The 14,521-nt window shown below is 70.8% G+C and carries 15 protein-coding genes; 9 read left to right on the top strand and 6 right to left on the bottom strand.

Annotated features, from left to right (window positions below; translation table 11 throughout):
- Positions 1 to 141: 141 nt before the first annotated feature.
- A complete protein-coding gene (locus AB0I94_RS41725) occupies positions 142 to 1,125 on the bottom strand; it encodes an NADP-dependent oxidoreductase (protein WP_363315052.1) in 984 nt (327 codons plus the stop codon).
- A 69-nt stretch (positions 1,126 to 1,194) separates the two neighbouring features.
- Between AB0I94_RS41725 and AB0I94_RS41720 the strand changes: the two genes are divergently transcribed.
- The 3 genes from AB0I94_RS41720 (at position 1,195) to AB0I94_RS41710 (ending at position 3,898) form a co-directional block, all read left to right on the top strand.
- Complete coding sequence (locus tag AB0I94_RS41720) at positions 1,195 to 2,187, top strand: helix-turn-helix domain-containing protein (RefSeq protein ID WP_363315051.1); 993 nt, start codon at positions 1,195 to 1,197, stop codon at positions 2,185 to 2,187.
- Between the two features lie 124 nt (positions 2,188 to 2,311).
- Positions 2,312 to 2,473 carry a hypothetical protein gene (locus AB0I94_RS41715; protein WP_363315050.1) on the top strand — a complete coding sequence of 54 codons (162 nt, stop codon included), beginning with the start codon at positions 2,312 to 2,314 and terminating at the stop codon, positions 2,471 to 2,473.
- 240 nt (positions 2,474 to 2,713) lie between these two features.
- Entirely contained in the window at positions 2,714 to 3,898 is a 1,185-nt protein-coding gene (locus tag AB0I94_RS41710; RefSeq protein WP_363315049.1) for a hypothetical protein, read from the top strand.
- A 2-nt stretch (positions 3,899 to 3,900) separates the two neighbouring features.
- Here the strand turns inward: AB0I94_RS41710 and AB0I94_RS41705 are convergent, their stop codons facing one another.
- Entirely contained in the window at positions 3,901 to 4,512 is a 612-nt protein-coding gene (locus tag AB0I94_RS41705) for a dihydrofolate reductase family protein (RefSeq protein WP_363315048.1), read from the bottom strand.
- Positions 4,513 to 4,787: 275 nt separating this feature from the next.
- On the opposite strand from AB0I94_RS41705, the gene AB0I94_RS41700 reads away from it, so the two are divergent.
- Both AB0I94_RS41700 and AB0I94_RS41695 read left to right on the top strand, forming a co-directional pair.
- Positions 4,788 to 5,939, top strand: coding sequence for a hypothetical protein (locus AB0I94_RS41700; RefSeq protein WP_363315047.1), 1,152 nt, complete (start codon positions 4,788 to 4,790; stop codon positions 5,937 to 5,939).
- 67 nt (positions 5,940 to 6,006) lie between these two features.
- A complete protein-coding gene (locus AB0I94_RS41695; protein ID WP_363315046.1) occupies positions 6,007 to 6,372 on the top strand; it encodes a hypothetical protein in 366 nt (121 codons plus the stop codon).
- On the opposite strand, the gene AB0I94_RS41690 is transcribed toward AB0I94_RS41695, so the two are convergent.
- Positions 6,339 to 7,340 (bottom strand): WYL domain-containing protein, encoded by a 1,002-nt coding sequence (locus tag AB0I94_RS41690; RefSeq protein WP_363315045.1) that lies wholly within the window; start codon positions 7,338 to 7,340, stop codon positions 6,339 to 6,341. The genes AB0I94_RS41695 and AB0I94_RS41690 overlap by 34 nt on opposite strands.
- 102 nt (positions 7,341 to 7,442) lie before the next feature.
- Between AB0I94_RS41690 and AB0I94_RS41685 the strand changes: the two genes are divergently transcribed.
- The 4 genes from AB0I94_RS41685 to AB0I94_RS41670 all read left to right on the top strand — a co-directional run bounded on the left by AB0I94_RS41685 (position 7,443) and on the right by AB0I94_RS41670 (position 10,438).
- Positions 7,443 to 8,051: a DinB family protein gene (locus tag AB0I94_RS41685; protein WP_363315044.1), complete on the top strand. Its 609-nt coding sequence runs from the start codon at positions 7,443 to 7,445 to the stop codon at positions 8,049 to 8,051.
- A gap of 14 nt (positions 8,052 to 8,065) precedes the next feature.
- Positions 8,066 to 9,169: a winged helix DNA-binding domain-containing protein gene (locus AB0I94_RS41680; protein ID WP_363315043.1), complete on the top strand. Its 1,104-nt coding sequence runs from the start codon at positions 8,066 to 8,068 to the stop codon at positions 9,167 to 9,169.
- 174 nt (positions 9,170 to 9,343) lie between these two features.
- A complete protein-coding gene (locus AB0I94_RS41675) occupies positions 9,344 to 9,751 on the top strand; it encodes a RidA family protein (RefSeq protein WP_363315042.1) in 408 nt (135 codons plus the stop codon).
- 81 nt (positions 9,752 to 9,832) lie between these two features.
- Positions 9,833 to 10,438 (top strand): hypothetical protein, encoded by a 606-nt coding sequence (locus AB0I94_RS41670; RefSeq protein WP_363315040.1) that lies wholly within the window; start codon positions 9,833 to 9,835, stop codon positions 10,436 to 10,438.
- 9 nt (positions 10,439 to 10,447) lie between these two features.
- On the opposite strand, the gene glgB is transcribed toward AB0I94_RS41670, so the two are convergent.
- The 3 genes from glgB to AB0I94_RS41655 all read right to left on the bottom strand — a co-directional run.
- On the bottom strand, positions 10,448 to 12,715 hold the full coding sequence (gene glgB, locus AB0I94_RS41665) for a 1,4-alpha-glucan branching protein GlgB (protein WP_363315039.1): 2,268 nt from the start codon (positions 12,713 to 12,715) through the stop codon (positions 10,448 to 10,450).
- Between the two features lie 68 nt (positions 12,716 to 12,783).
- Positions 12,784 to 14,139: a phosphotransferase gene (locus tag AB0I94_RS41660; RefSeq protein ID WP_363315038.1), complete on the bottom strand. Its 1,356-nt coding sequence runs from the start codon at positions 14,137 to 14,139 to the stop codon at positions 12,784 to 12,786.
- A gap of 14 nt (positions 14,140 to 14,153) precedes the next feature.
- Positions 14,154 to 14,521: alpha-glucosidase C-terminal domain-containing protein (locus AB0I94_RS41655; protein WP_363315037.1), on the bottom strand; the 368-nt coding region annotated here is incomplete at its 5' end.

The raw sequence follows: 14,521 nt of genomic DNA, 5'->3' as shown, positions 1-14,521 counted from the left end.
CAGCGGTTCTGGCTGAAGGAGCGTACGCGTGGCGGGGACGCCTCGCGCACGGGCATGAAGTCGGTGGCACACGCGGTTCTGGCAGCGTCCGTGCCGGACCGGTGCCGCCCGCTCCCGTTTCGAGCCGTCGGTCAGGCGCGCCTACGGGCGGACCGTGAGTACCAGCTTCCCCGTGACGCGGCCCGTCTCGCCCTCTGCGTGGGCCTTGGCGGCCTCGGAGAGCGGGTACGTCTTCGACACGTGGACCCGCAGCCGCCCGGAATCGGCGAGTGCCGCGACGGCCGTCATGCCCGCTTGGTCGTGCTCCACGAGCATGTCCGTGGCGCGGACGCCCAACTCGGCCGCCCGCTCGGCCACTTCACCGAAGTTGCCGGGCAGGATCGACACCAGGATGCCGCCCGGACGCAGCACCTCCAGGGAGCGCAGGCGGTCCTCGCCGCCCAGCGGGTCGAGGACGACGTCGATGTCACGGGCCTCCTTCACGAAGTCCGCGGTGCGGTAGTCGATGACCTCGTCCGCCCCCAGGCCGCGGACGAAGTCGTGCTTGGGGGCCGAGGCCGTGCCGATGACGTACGCGCCGCGTGCCTTGGCGATCTGCACCGCCGCATGGCCCACGCCGCCCGCAGCCGCGTGCACCAGCACCCGCTGTCCCGCCTCTACTCGCGCGTTGTCGACCAGCGCCTGCCAGGCGGTCAGCGAGACCAGCGGCAGGGCGCCCGCCTCGACATGGCTCAACCCCGCGGGCCTCGGCACGAAGGCACGGGTGGGGCCCGTCACGTACTCGGCGTGCGCACCGGCCCCGTACGGGTACGGCAGCATGCCGAACACCTCGTCGCCCGGCTTGAACAGCGAGACGCCGATGCCGACCGCCTCGACCACGCCCGACACGTCCCAGCCGAGCGTGAACGGCGGCTCGCCCAGGAAGGCACCGAACCTGCGGTGCTTCCAGTCGGTGGGGTTCACGCCGGCCGCGTGCACGGCGACGAGGACCTGGCCGACTCCGGGCTCGGGGCGAGCGACCTCGATCTCCTTCAGTACGCCGGGGTCGCCCAGGGTGTCCTGGCTGATGGCCTTCATGGTCGGGTGGATCGGCTCTGCGGGCTGAGACGCGGTGTTGTTGGTCATGACTCCAGCGTGCGGTAAGGGCTTGACCTGGGCAATGGCAAGATTGCCATGAAGCGATAGGATCGTGCCATGGCTTCGATGGAGTTCCTCGCCGATCGCCCGCACCGCGTGGTCGTCCTCGCTCTCGACGGCGTCTACCCCTTCGAGCTGTCCATACCGAACAGGGTCTTCTCGCTGGTTCCCGGGGCCTACGAGGTGGTGACGTGCGCGGTGACGGAGGATCGCACGGTGGCCACCAACGCCGATTTCAGCATCACCGTCGGGCACGGCCCCGAGGCGCTGGCGAGCGCGGACACGGTGGTACTGCCGCCGTACGACCTGCGGCGCCTCACCGCCGAGCTGCCGGAGCCGGTACGCGACGCGCTCGCCCGGATCAGGCCCGGCACGCGGCTCGTCTCCATCTGTACGGGGGCGTTCACGCTCGCCGCGGCGGGGCTGCTCGACGGGCGCCCCGCGACGACGCACTGGGCGCTCGCGGACCACTTCCGGAAGATGTTCCCCGGCGTCGACCTGGACCCCGACGTGCTGTTCGTCGACGACGGCGACGTGCTCACCTCGGCGGGGGCCGCCTCCGGGGTCGACGTGTGCCTGCACGTGGTGCGCCGCGACCACGGCAGCGCGGTCGCCAACCGGGTCGCCCGGTACTGTGTCGTGCCCCCGTGGCGAGAGGGCGGCCAGGCCCAGTACATCGAGCAGCCGATCCCGGACGAGGGCGCCACCGGCACCGCCGCCACCCGCGCCTGGGCCCTGGAGCACCTCGACCGGCCGCTCGCCCTGCGGGAGCTGGCCGCGCACGCCCGGCTGAGCCCGCGCACCTTCGCCCGCCGCTTCCAGGAGGAGACGGGCACGAGCCCGGGTCGGTGGCTGATCCAGCAGCGGGTGCACCGGGCCCGGCACCTGCTGGAGTCCACCGACCTGCCGGTCGACCGGATCGCCGCGGAGGTCGGTTTCGCCACCGGCACGTCCCTGCGGCAGCACTTGCACACGGCCATCGGAGTCTCGCCGCAGCTGTACCGCAAGACGTTCCAGGCCGGGGCGGTGACCGGGATGCATAAGCGCTGACCTGCGCTGATGACGGTCGATCAATGCCTGGGGCGGTACTTGTAACGGCCAGCGGCCAGGGGTGGCGTTGCACTGGATCTGTTACCGCACGCAAGGGTGCGTGCACCGAACGTAAGGACCGACCATGGGTAAACGTCAGTCTCCCCGGGACAAGCGCCGCGCTCGCGACCAGGAGCGCGGCAAGCAGCAGTCCCGCAGGCAGGGCGAGCAGACCGACGTCGAGAGGGTTGAGGAACACCGACGCCCCGAGCGCGCCGGCGAGCCGGGCGGCGACATGGACTTCTAGACCCTCGGGCCTGGATGCGGCGCCTCACCTGACCCCGAGGGGGCGGGTGAGGCGCCGCTGTCTTCCCCGCAGACCCCGGTCACGGGCACCGTGGTGTCGGCCGTGGAGTGGCGTGGGCCGCCATGGCGAACCGCCCGCGCATCTCACCGGGTAGGCTGCCCGCTCGCTGATGTGAGACAAGGGGGAGCGATCATTCGAGGCGTTGTGGGGCTCAGGCGCAAGACAGGGGTGGTCGGCGTCGTGCTGGCCGTTGTGCTCGGGGCTACGGGGTGCGGGACGAGCTCCGAACCAAAGGGGTCCGGGGGCACCGGCTCCGCCGCGAAGGACAAGCGGCCGAAGGGCGCGGCAGCCTCTCTCACCTGGGAGTTCGAACACATCGCGGACTTCAGCGGAAAGCTCGCCGATGTCGCCGTCCTGGCCGAGGACGACATCTGGGCCGTCGGGAGCGAGAACAACGGTGAGTCCAACGCCCACCTGCTGCACTACGACGGTTCGAAGTGGAAGCGCGAGCCCCTCCCCGACGCTCTCGGCGACAGCGCCTACCCGCCGTCGCTCGAAGAGGTCGGAGAGAAAGAACTGTGGCTTCGCCCGCAGAACTTGAAAGACGCCTCCGCCGTGAACCGCTGGGCCAAATGGGACGGCACCAACTGGTCCGCGTTGCCCAGCCCACCGCCGGGCAACATCGGTGAACTCGATTCCTCGGGCCCGTACGACATCTGGGCCCTCAGCGGTGAGCAGACCGCCCAGCACTGGGACGGCACCCGGTGGAACGCGACCCGACTGCCGTACGAAGCGTCCGACCTCGCCGTGGTGGGGCCGGACGACGTCTGGGCCGTCGGCAGCCGCTCGACCGGCCCCGGCACCCAGCTGGAAGGCTCCGACGGCGGGTACAGCCAGCCCGCCTCGATGCACTGGGACGGCACCTCCTGGAAGGCGGTGGAGACCCCCCAGGCCCGCTTCGAGGAACCGCTCCCGCCGGAGCCCGGCGCCGGCCTCGCCCAGGTCTTCGCGCTCGACAGCGGTGAGGTGCGCGCGTACGGCACCAACACCTTCAACCACGGTGAGGTCGAGAACGAGCCCGCGGACGAGTTCATCCGGCTGCGCTGGGACGGCACGAAGTGGGTCGAGCAGGAGAGCGCGCCCGGTGGATGCGAGACGCGGACCCCGGTGGGTCAGGACGGCGGGGGCCTGTTCCTCGACGGCAACTGGTACCTGACCGACGACGGCCGGTGCGTGAAGATCGCACGCCATCGCCTGCCCTTGTCGACGGGAGCCCGCAAGGGATCCAACCAGTCGCTGTGGCTGGAGGAGATCCACCGGGTGCCCGGCACCGACGCGTGGCTCGGCGCCGGGCACGTCCAGGTCAACCAGTCGGGAGATCCCTTCGGCGCCCCCGTCGTCGTACGCCTCGAGCGCGGCGGCTGACCCTACGCGTCGGCCCCGTACGTCCCGTACTCCGGTCGCCCTGTCGATTCGTAGACGTGAATCGCCAGTCCGCCAGGTGTCGTCTCGTTGCTCAGGAGCCGCAGGCCGACGGGTGCGCCGCCGTCCGGCAGCAGGCGGCGGCCCGTTCCCACGACGACGGGCGCGATCGCCAGGCGCAGTTCGTCGACCAGGCCGGCGGCCAGCAGGGACTGGCCGAGCCGTCCACTGCCGTGGATCTGCAGCTCGCGGCCGGGCTGCCGCTTCACCTCGGCGACCTGGGCGGGGATGTCGCCGGACAGGATCGTGGTCGGGTCCCATTCGGCCGTGGTCAGGCTGTGGGAGGCCACGTACTTCGGCAGCCCGTTCAAGAGGGCGGCCGAGGGGTGCTCGGTCATCTTCGGCCAGTCCCGCGCGAAGTTCAGATACGTGCGGCGGCCGAACAGGAACGCGTCCGCCCGACCGAGCCACTCGACCGCCAGGCGTTCGAACTCCTCGTCCAGGTGCGGCACGAACCAGCCGCCCCGGGTGAACCCGTCGCTGGTGTCCTCGTCCGGCGCCCCCGGGCCTTGGTAGACGCCGTCCAGCGACAGGAACTCCTGCAGTACCAACCTCATCGCGCACCACTTCCGTGACCGGGGACCTGTCTGTCCCTCTCACTTGGCAGACAGCGTGCCGCACGAAGACTCATCGGTCCCGCAGCCACCGATCTGATGTTTCCCGGTACGGAGACGGGGTCGCCCCCGTTTGCCCTGCGATGGCTGTTTCAGAGCGGGTTGACGCCTTACGCACGGTCCGTGACGGCGTGACGCGCCCACGGGCGGGGCCGAGCTTCCCTCTTCGGTTCCAAGGTCCATACTGGTCGGGCCCCGATCACTGACAGAACGACTTTATGGCCAAGAAGAGCAGCTCCTCGACCACCGTCCCCGACACCGCGTGGCTGGGGCGCGGGCGCCACCTCGGGCCCGAGCCCGAGCAGGACGTCCGGCGCAACCTGATCGCCCTCAAGGCGGCCGGGGTGCTCGACGACTTCCTTGACCTCGACCCCGTCGAGGCGGCGCGCTCCACCGTCCTGCATCCGCGGGACGAGTCCGCCGATCCCGGCCCCTTCGCCCGCCGCCTCTTCGAGGCCCGCTGGCGCGTGGCCGACGATGTCACGGTGCGCGCACAGCTGACCCTGTACGACCCCGAGAACCGCCGCAAGGAAGGCGAGGGCGTCACCTGGGTCATCGCCGCCGAGGCGGAGGCGGTGTGGGACGTGCGCTGGCCGTCGCCCGCCCTCATGTTCTGGCCCGACAGCGAACGGGTTTCCTGGGACCACGACACGGTGCCGGGCGTGCGCCTGCGGACGACGAACCACCTGCCGAAGGACGACGACGAGCTGCGCCATCGGCTGCGGGACTGCATCCGGCAGAGCTGGTTCATCCATCTGGTCGTGCACGAGGCGATGACGCCGGACGCGATCGGGCAGCGGCCCCTCACCACTTTCCTGCCGCCGAGCCTGCGGCACCAAGTGGTCGAGCACCGTGGCACGCCGGAGCAGGCGCAGATCGCCGACTTCGCGATGAAGCGGGAGCTGAGCGTGCGGATGCCGCGTGGCGGCGCCGTCGTCCTGCCCACGGCGCCGCAGACCCCGGACTACGACGCTGAGCGCTTCACCGTGCGCACCGTGTTCCTGGACGGCACGGAACCGACCGAACTCCTCGACAGGATCAAGGAGTTCGCCGCACTGCCGCGACCGCTGCCCGCCGAGGCCGAGCGGGCCCTGACCCGGCTGCGCCAGGGATGGCACCTGCTCACCCCGGAGGAGGAGCTGGCCCACGCCCAGGGCATGGTCACCAAGTACGCCGAAGCACTTGAAGCCATGACGAACTCCCGTGACCTGTACCAGCAGGCGGCCGAGGCGGCGCAGGCCGCGCTGGCCGAGGTGACCGGCGGCGACGGCGTGCCGCGGCCGTCCACTCCAGGTCACGTCAAGGCGGACGGCTCGCCGCTGAGCGCCCTGACGAAGGCGTTCGGCCGCTTCCGGGACCCGAACAAGTAGGGGCCACGACCGCGGCGCGCTCTCACGTGACGCGAGACGCGAGCAACCGACGTTTCGGCGAAGGCTCGTGGGAATCCGGCTGGCGGTTCTGGCCGTCGGTGCCGGGTTCACGGTGACCCGGTGGGACGACGAATTCGGCGGCTCCCACCTCATGGCGGTGGTGCTCGTCGTGAACGTCGTCGACGACACTGTCGAAGGCGTACGACACCGCCGGCCTGCCGCGTTGGCCGCGGTGGCCGTCCTGTTCGGAGCGAGCCGACCCACCGGCGCTCTTTTGCCCGGCTCCCTCGACGCGGCCTCGGCCCAGACGCCGGCCGCGGCGGTCGGCGTCACGCTCGGGCCCGCCGTTGCCGCCCCGATCACGCGGCTGCCGTTCAAGGAGCGCCTGGCGCAGGCCCGTCAGGGTGCCGTGCGGGCCGCAGCGTTGGCGTAACGGCGTGCCAAGTGGGCGAAGGCTTCCTTGAGTTCACTGGGTCCGATGACCTCGATGTCGGCGTCGAACCCGCCGATGGCGGCGGCCAGAGCGGGCCACGACCATGAGCCGAGGACGAGTCGACAGCGGTCGGGGCCGAGCTCCTCGACGATCCCCTCGCGGCTGTAGCGGGACACGACGGCCGCGGGCAGGTCGAGGATCACCTCGCCGCGGCAGGGCCAGTGACCCGAGCCGTCGAAGCCCTGGAACCTGCCGGCGACGAAGGCCGCCACGTCACCGCCGGGCACTTCGCGCGGCGTGAAGCGCGGGCCCGGGGGAGTGCGCGGGGCGATCCGGTCCGCGCGGAAGGTGCGCCAGTCCTCGCGGTCGAGGTCCCAGGCGACGAGATACCAGCGTGCGCCCCAGGTGACGAGGTGGTGGGGCTCCACCCGGCGGGGAGGGGAACCGGTGTGGTCGGCGTCGGTGGCCTCGGGCGGGGACACGGGGGCGTAGTCGAAACGCAGCACTTCGCGAGCGTGCACGGCGGCGCTGAGCGTCATGAGGACGTCGCCGGTCACCTGGGGGTTCGGCGTGCGGGACGGCCGCTGGACGGCGGTCACCTGGAGGGTGTCGATGCGGCGGCGCAGCCGCGCGGGCATGACCTGCCGGACAGTGGTCAGCGCACGCGCCGCGGCCTCCTCGATGCCGGCGCCGGTGGTGGTGGCGATCTGGAGGGCCACGGCGAGGGCCACGGCCTGCTCGTCGTCGAACAGCAGAGGGGGCAGCTGCGCGCCCGCGTCCAGCCGGTAGCCCCCGTCGGGTCCCTTGACGGCCACGACGGGGTAGCCGAGCTCGCGCAGCCGATCGACGTCGCGGCGCACGGTGCGCGCGCTGACGCCAAGCCGCTCCGCCAGCAGCGCCCCCGGCCAGTCCCGCCGCGCCTGGAGCAGAGAGAGCAGCGAGAGCAGTCGCCCTGAAGTTTTCGGCATGAACCCATGGTGCCCCGAGAAGCGGCCACAACCTGACCGCTACTCCTGCGAGGGTCGTCCCTGTCCGACAACGAGAACAACTGACCGGAAGGCGCGACCACCGTGACCACCACGCCCACCACCCCCACTTCGCCCAGCACCCCCACGCCCTCCACCCTGACGCTCGACACCGAGCGCGCCGACCTGCTCGCCGGACTCGCCGCCGCGCGATCCGCCCTGCTCAACACGGTGAGTGAGCTCAGCGACGAGCAGGCCGGCCAACAGCCGACGGTCAGCGCCCTGTGCCTCGGCGGGCTGATCAAGCATGTCGCGTCCATCGAGGAAGGATGGCTGCGCTTCGTCCTCGACGGCCCGTCGGCGATGCGCTACGACCTGCCCGACGGTGTCACCTGGGAGGACCTCGCGACCGGAACGGCACGCGAATTCCCGCAGTGGGCGATCGACCACCAGAACGACTTCCGGATGCTGCCCGGCGAGACGCTGCCCGGGATCGTCGCGCGCTACGAGGAGGTCGCCGCCCGCAGTGAGGAGATCATCGCCGCCGTACCCGACCTGTCGCTGACGCACCCGCTTCCCCAAGCCCCCTGGCACGAGCCGGGAGCCGTACGCAGCGTGCGCGGGGTGCTGATGCACGTCATCGCCGAGACGGCCCAGCACGCCGGACACGCGGACATCCTGCGCGAGGCGCTCGACGGTCGGAAGTCGAGCTGAGAAGGAGGCCTCCGATGACCGTTCTCGACTCCCGGGCGCTCAACCGCGCGACGCTCGCCCGCCAACTGCTGCTCGAGCGGGCCGACGTACCGACCCTCGACGCGGTCGCGCACCTCGGCGGTCTGCAGGCGCAGGAACCGCAGGAGCCCTTCTTCGGCCTCTGGTCCCGGCTGCGGGCGTTCGACCCGGCGGAGCTCTCGGACCATCTCGTACGGCGGCACGTGGTGCGCACCCACCTCATGCGGCGCACCATTCATCTCGTCACCGCCGACGACGCCCTGGCCTGGCGTGCCCGCCACGACACGATGCTGCGCCAACGGGTACTCGGCGTCTACCGCGGTGAGCTCGACGGGACAGACCTCGACGAGCTCGCCGCGGCGGGCCGGGCGGTCATGGCGGACGGTGAGCCGCGCTCGATGACCCAGCTCGCGCGTGCGCTCGCCGAGCGCTGGCCGGAGCCGGGACCGCGGGCGCTGGGGGAGATGCTGATGGCCGTCGTCCCGATGGTGCAGTCGCCGCCGCGGGGACTCTGGCGGACGAAGGCGGGTGTGCGCAACGCTCCGCTGGCGGCCTGGCTGAAGCGCGAGATCGACCCGCTGCCCGCGGAGGGCTGCGATCCCGTGGGTCAGGCGCTGCTGCGCCGCTATCTGGCCGCGTTCGGACCCGCCGCGTCGGCCGACCTGCGCGCCTGGTGCGGCCTCGCCGGGCTGCCGGCAGCCGTGGCCGCGCTGCGAGACGAGCTGATCACCTTCCGGGACGAGCGGGGCCGGGAACTGCTGGACCTGCCCGACGCGCCGCGGCCGGATCCCGACACGCCCGCGCCGGTGCGGTTCCTGCCCGCGTTCGACAACGCGATCCTCGGCTACCAAGACCGCACCCGGATCATCGACGACGCCCACCGGGGCCTGTCCGTCGCCGGCGCCCGGGTCGTCCTGGTCGACGGCCGGGTCGCCGCCACCTGGACCGTGGAGGCGGACACCGTGACGGTCGCCCCGCTCGGCCCCTTCACCCGGGCCGTTCGCACCGCGGTCACCGAGGAGGGCCAGACGCTGGCGGCGTTCCTCTCCGACAACGAGAGCGACCGCGTACGGATCTCCGCTTCCGGCTCGCCGCAGTGACGGAGGCGTCGTGCACTCCTAGGTAACCGAACGGTTCCTCAGTCACCGGAAAGTGCGTTCTTCCACGTCAGCGGAGACTCTCCTACGGTTATCCAGTAACCAGCGGAGAGCACGGGTCACTTGCCCTGGTGGCGAGCGAGCCCACGGACACCAAGGACGAGGAGAGACAACATCATGGCCATCACTCTGGTGAACCCCGACGGGTTGCCGAAGGTTGACGCCTACCGGCAGGTGTCGGTCGCGACGGGGTCGAAGCTGGTGTTCATCGCCGGGCAGGTCGCCTGGGACGCCGGGGGAGTCACGGTCGGCGAAGGCGACCTCGCCGCTCAGGTCGAGCAGTGCTACCTGAACGTGGCCACCGCCCTCGCCGGGGTCGGCGCTTCCTTCGACGACGTGGCGAAACTGACCGTGTACGTCGTCGACTGGACCCCTGACAAGATGGCCCTCTTCGGCGAGGGAGCCGCTCGGGCCGCCGCCAAGCTGGGGGTCGCGCCGGTACCGCCGGGCACGCTGGTGGGCGTTGCGGCACTGGACGTCCCCGAACACCTGGTGGAGGTCGAAGCCACCGCGGTCATCGACTGAACTAGGGTGAGCGGTGCGAGTGACCGGCAGCGACCTGGTCACGGCGGTAAGCAGGCGCAACACGGGGGAGGAGAAGGGCTGTTGCGGACATTCCGGCAGCACATGGCGGAGGCGGCCGCGCGCACCCTGGCCGAGTTTCCGCAGGAGTCGACCGCCGAGATCTACGCGGTCACGTTCCGGATCGACGGCGTCGATCAGGACCCGAGGTTCCCGTACCTGGCGATCGGCTACAACACCGAGACCGAGGTGGCCCGGCAGTTCGCCGAGACGGGAGTGTCGGAGCCGTGGGAGACGCGCTGGAACTACGCCTACTTCCCGCCGTCGGCACTGGAAGGCATTCGTGTCATCGGGCACGATCCCGCGCACGATCCGGTCGGCGCCGATCTGCACCGGCGTGAAGCGATGGCTCAAGGCCTCTGGTACGAGGACGAGGACGGCCTCTGTGAGCAGGAGGAGGACGAGCGCGGCGAGGCGCTCGCCGAACAGTTCCACGAACTCTGCGTCGACCTCGCGCGCCGACTCCACACGGACGGTGGGATCGTCGGCGCCCTCGGACGGCCCGTGCCCGTGATCCTCTACGACATGTTCGACCCCGACGAGATGTTCGCGCTGACCCGAGCCGCCAACCCACCCGAACTGGTCACGGAGTTCCTGAGCGGAGCTCCGCAGGGGCAGCCTCAGCACTGAGGCGTGTGCTCACGGCCCCTCGGGTTCCTCGACCGGCCTCAGCCAGAGGGCCGCCAGCGGCGGGAGGGTCAGGGTGATGGACGCGGCACGGCCGTGGCAGGGGTGGGGCTCCTGTCGGCGAGGGCCGTCGTTCCCGATGCCGCCGCCGCCATAGCGTGCCGCATCGGTGTTGAGGACCTCCTCCCAGGCGCCACCCGCCTCGGGGGGTACGCCGAGTCGGTAGTCGTGGCGCACCACCGGCGAGAAGTTGAAGACGGCCAGCAGCGGGCTGCCGTCGGAGGCGTGGCGGAGGAAGGAGAAGACGTTGTCCTCGGCGGCGTCCGCGGTGATCCAGCTGAAGCCGGACGGGGTGGTGTCCTGCTCCCACAGGGACGGCGTCGCGACGTAGTGGTGGTTCAGGTCGGCCACGAGATGCCGGACCGCGCGGTGCTCCAGGTGGGCGGGGTTGCTCTCCTCGAGCACCCACCATTGGGGCCCGTCGGCCTCCGACCACTCGGCACCCTGCGCGAACTCCTGGCCCATGAATAGCAGTTGCTTGCCCGGGTGCGCCCACATGTAGGCCAGGTAGGCGCGGTGGTTGGCCCGCCGCTGCCACCAGTCACCCGGCATCTTCGACACCAACGCCTGCTTGCCGTGCACGACCTCGTCGTGCGAGAGAGGCAGGACGTAGTTCTCGCTGTACGCGTACACCATCGAGAACGTCATCTCGTCGTGGTGGTACTTGCGGTGCACGGGCTCATGGGCGATGTAGGCCAGGGAATCGTGGGACCAGCCCATGTTCCACTTGAAGCCGAACCCCAGGCCCCCGAGCCCGGCCGCCGAGGCATGGTCCGTGGCACGGGTGACCCCGTCCCACGCGGTGGACTCCTCGGCGATGGTGATGACGCCCGGGCAGCGGCGGTAGACGGTGGCGTTCATCTCCTGGAGGAAGGCCACGGCGTCCAGGTTCTCGCGTCCGCCGTGGGCGTTGGGTGACCATGCGCCGTCCTCGCGCGAGTAGTCCAGGTACAGCATCGAGGCGACGGCGTCGACGCGCAGGCCGTCGATGTGGAATTCCTCGCACCAGTAAGTGGCGTTGGCGACAAGGAAGTTGCGGACCTCCTTGCGGCCGTAGTCGAAGACGAGCGTGCCCCAGTCGGGGTGCTCGGCCCGCCGCGCATCCTGCGGCTCGTACAGGTGTTGGCCGTCGAACGCGGCCAGCGCCCACTCGTCACGCGGGAAATGGCCGGGCACCCAGTCCAGGAGGACGCCGATCCCGGCCTGGTGCAACGTGTCGACCAGGTACTTGAAGTCGTCGGGCGTTCCGAAGCGCGCCGTGGGGGCGTAGAAGCCGGTGACCTGATAGCCCCACGAGCCACCGAAGGGGTGCTCGGCCACGGGCATCAGCTCGACGTGGGTGAACCCCAACGTCCGTACGTAGTCCGCCAGTTCCGTCGCCAGCTCGCGGTAGGTGGCCCCAGGTCTCCACGAGCCCAGGTGGACCTCGTACACGGACATGGGCGCCACGTGGGCCGGGCGGTCGGCGCGATGTGCCATCCAATGGGCGTCGCCCCACACGTGGTGGCTGCGCGTCACGACGGAAGCCGTCGCGGGCGGAGTCTCTGTCCGGCGCGCCATCGGGTCCGCGCGCTGCGTACGGGAACCGTCGGCTCGGGTGATCTCGAACTTGTACATCGCCCCTTCGCCCAGGCCGGGCACGAAGAGCTCCCACACGCCCGACGACCCGAGGGACCGCATGGGCAGCGCCGTCCCGTCCCAGTGACAGAAGTCGCCGCAGACGCGCACCCCGGCCGCGTTCGGGGCCCATACGGCGAATCGTGTGCCCTGGACCCCTTGGTGCTCACCTACGTGCGCGCCGAGCGCTGTCCAGAGTTCCTCGTGCCGGCCTTCGGAGAAGAGATGCAGGTCGAGCTCGCCCAGGGTGGGGAGGAACCCGTAGGGGTCCGCCACCTCCACGACAGCCTCGGGGTAGTGCACCCGCAGCTCGTAGGGGCCGGAGTGCCGCACCGGGATGCCTCCCGAGAACAGTCCGTCACCTTCGTCGTGCAGCTCCCACTCCAGGCCGTCCAGTACGGCGGAGACCGCCTCCGCGCCGGGACGCAGGCAGCGCAGGTGCACGCCGTGGGGCACGGGGTGCGCGCCCAGGACGGCGTGCGGGTCGTGGTGAGCGCCGCGCAGCAGCCTGCCCCGGTCGTCGTCGGCAAGTGGGGGCAGCGCGCACGCACCGCGGACGGCTGCGGTGGGGGTGACGGCTGGGGACACCTCGGTGACGGCCATGTGTGCTGCTCCTCGAACCCGGTGGGTGATCAGTGGCGGGCGGTCGATGGGGGATCGGTGGTGGGTGGTCAGTGGTGGCGCGCGAGCCGGGCGAGCCGGGCGACGGCCCGGAGGGGGACGGTGATCCAGTCGGGGCGGTGCGTCGCCTCGTAGAGAACCTCGTAGACGGCCCGGTCCGCCTCGTGTGCGTGCAGCAGTACCGGGATGTCCTGCGGGTCGAAGAGGCCCGTCGCGCCGTACCCGTCGCAGAACGCGGTGCGGCAGCGCGTGGCCCACTCCGGGCGCGCCGCCTTCTCCACGTGGGCGGCGTAGTCGAAGGAGCGCAGCATGCCGGCGATGTCATGGATCGGGGAGCGATCGGCGCGCCGTTCCGCCAGAGGTTTGGCGGGCTCGCCCTCGAAGTCGACGACATGCCATCGGCCGTCCGCCCACAGCACCTGGCCCAGATGGAGATCACCGTGGATGCGCTGCAGGTGCAGACCGCCGTCCGTCGCGGCGAGCTTGATGAAGATCTCCCGCAGGCCCGACACGTGCGAGCGCAGGGCCGGCACGCTGGCCGCCGCCTGGAGCAGCCGCTGTGTCATCTGGTCGGCCAGGCGTGTGTGGTGGTCCGCGGTGGGCTCGCCCACGGGGAACGACTCGGCGAGCGCCACGTGCAACTCGCCCGTCAGGCGGCCAAGGTCCCGGGCCTGGCCGGAGAAGTCGCCCTGTGCGAGCGCCGATTGCATGGCCAGGGTCCAGCCGTCCGTCGCTCCGGGCAGGAAGCGCTGAACGACGCCCAACGTGCCCCAGAACGGTTGAAAGGTGTGGAACCAGGCGACGGGCTCCGGCACGCGGGTGTACCCGTGCCGGGCCAGTACCCCTGGGATCTCCAGGTCGGGGTTGATGCCGGGCTGGATGCGGCGGAACAGCTTCAGGATGATCTCGTCGCCGTACACGATGGATGTGTTCGACTGCTCGACGTCCAGGACGCGCGGCATGAGGCCCGCGGGGACCGCGGAGCGGGGGAACGACTCGAAGCGGAGCGATCCCATGACGCCGCCGCGCCGGATCCGGTCGAGAAGAAGGATCGTGGCCCGCGTGTCGTACAGCGCGTCATAGACCCAGAGATCCTGTCCCTGGGAGCCCTCCATCCGGCCCAGGAGGCAGCCCTTCAGGCGGGGCGGCAGGTCGGTGACGGCGCCGAGCAACAGTTGATAACAGGCGGTGTCCTCGGGGAGTCCGGTCTGTTCGACCCGCACCAGCAGGTGAAAGACGTCGGGGGTCAGCTCCGTCGCGGCCATCACGGAGACGCCGGTGACGGCGCGCTCCCGGTGGGCGAACCATCTTTGCCGCGGCAGCCAGCGACTCAGCAAGGTCGTCAGCGTCGGGCTGGCGAGGGGGTGAGGCTCGGTGCCGTATGACAGCAGCAGGGGCGAAGACATGACGTCACGTCCGATCACTTTGTGGAACGCACGGTCCTAGGCGCTCTTGCGCAGAGTCGGAACCAGTAGGAGCCGTGCCCGGCGAGGGTCAGGAGATAGGGAAGTTCGCCGATGGCGGGGAAGCGGACGCCGCCCATGAGTTCGACGGGGTAGCGGCCGTCGTAGGCCCGGAGATCGAGCTCGGTGGGCTGCGCGAAGCGGGAGAAGTTGTGCACGCACAGGACCAGGTCGTCCTTGTACTCGCGGAGGAAGGCGAGGACGGCGGCGTTGGAGGAGGCGAGCTCCAGGTAGGAGCCGAGTCCGAAGGCGGGGTTCTGTTTGCGGATTTCGATCATCCTGCGGGTCCAGTGCAGGAGTGAGGAGGGGGAGGACATGGAGGCTT

Source organism: Streptomyces sp. NPDC050147 (assembly GCF_040660195.1).
In the GTDB taxonomy this organism is placed as follows: domain Bacteria; phylum Actinomycetota; class Actinomycetes; order Streptomycetales; family Streptomycetaceae; genus Streptomyces.
The sequence above is the reverse complement of the archived record's forward strand: the minus strand, read 5'-3'. Positions and strand labels throughout refer to the sequence as shown.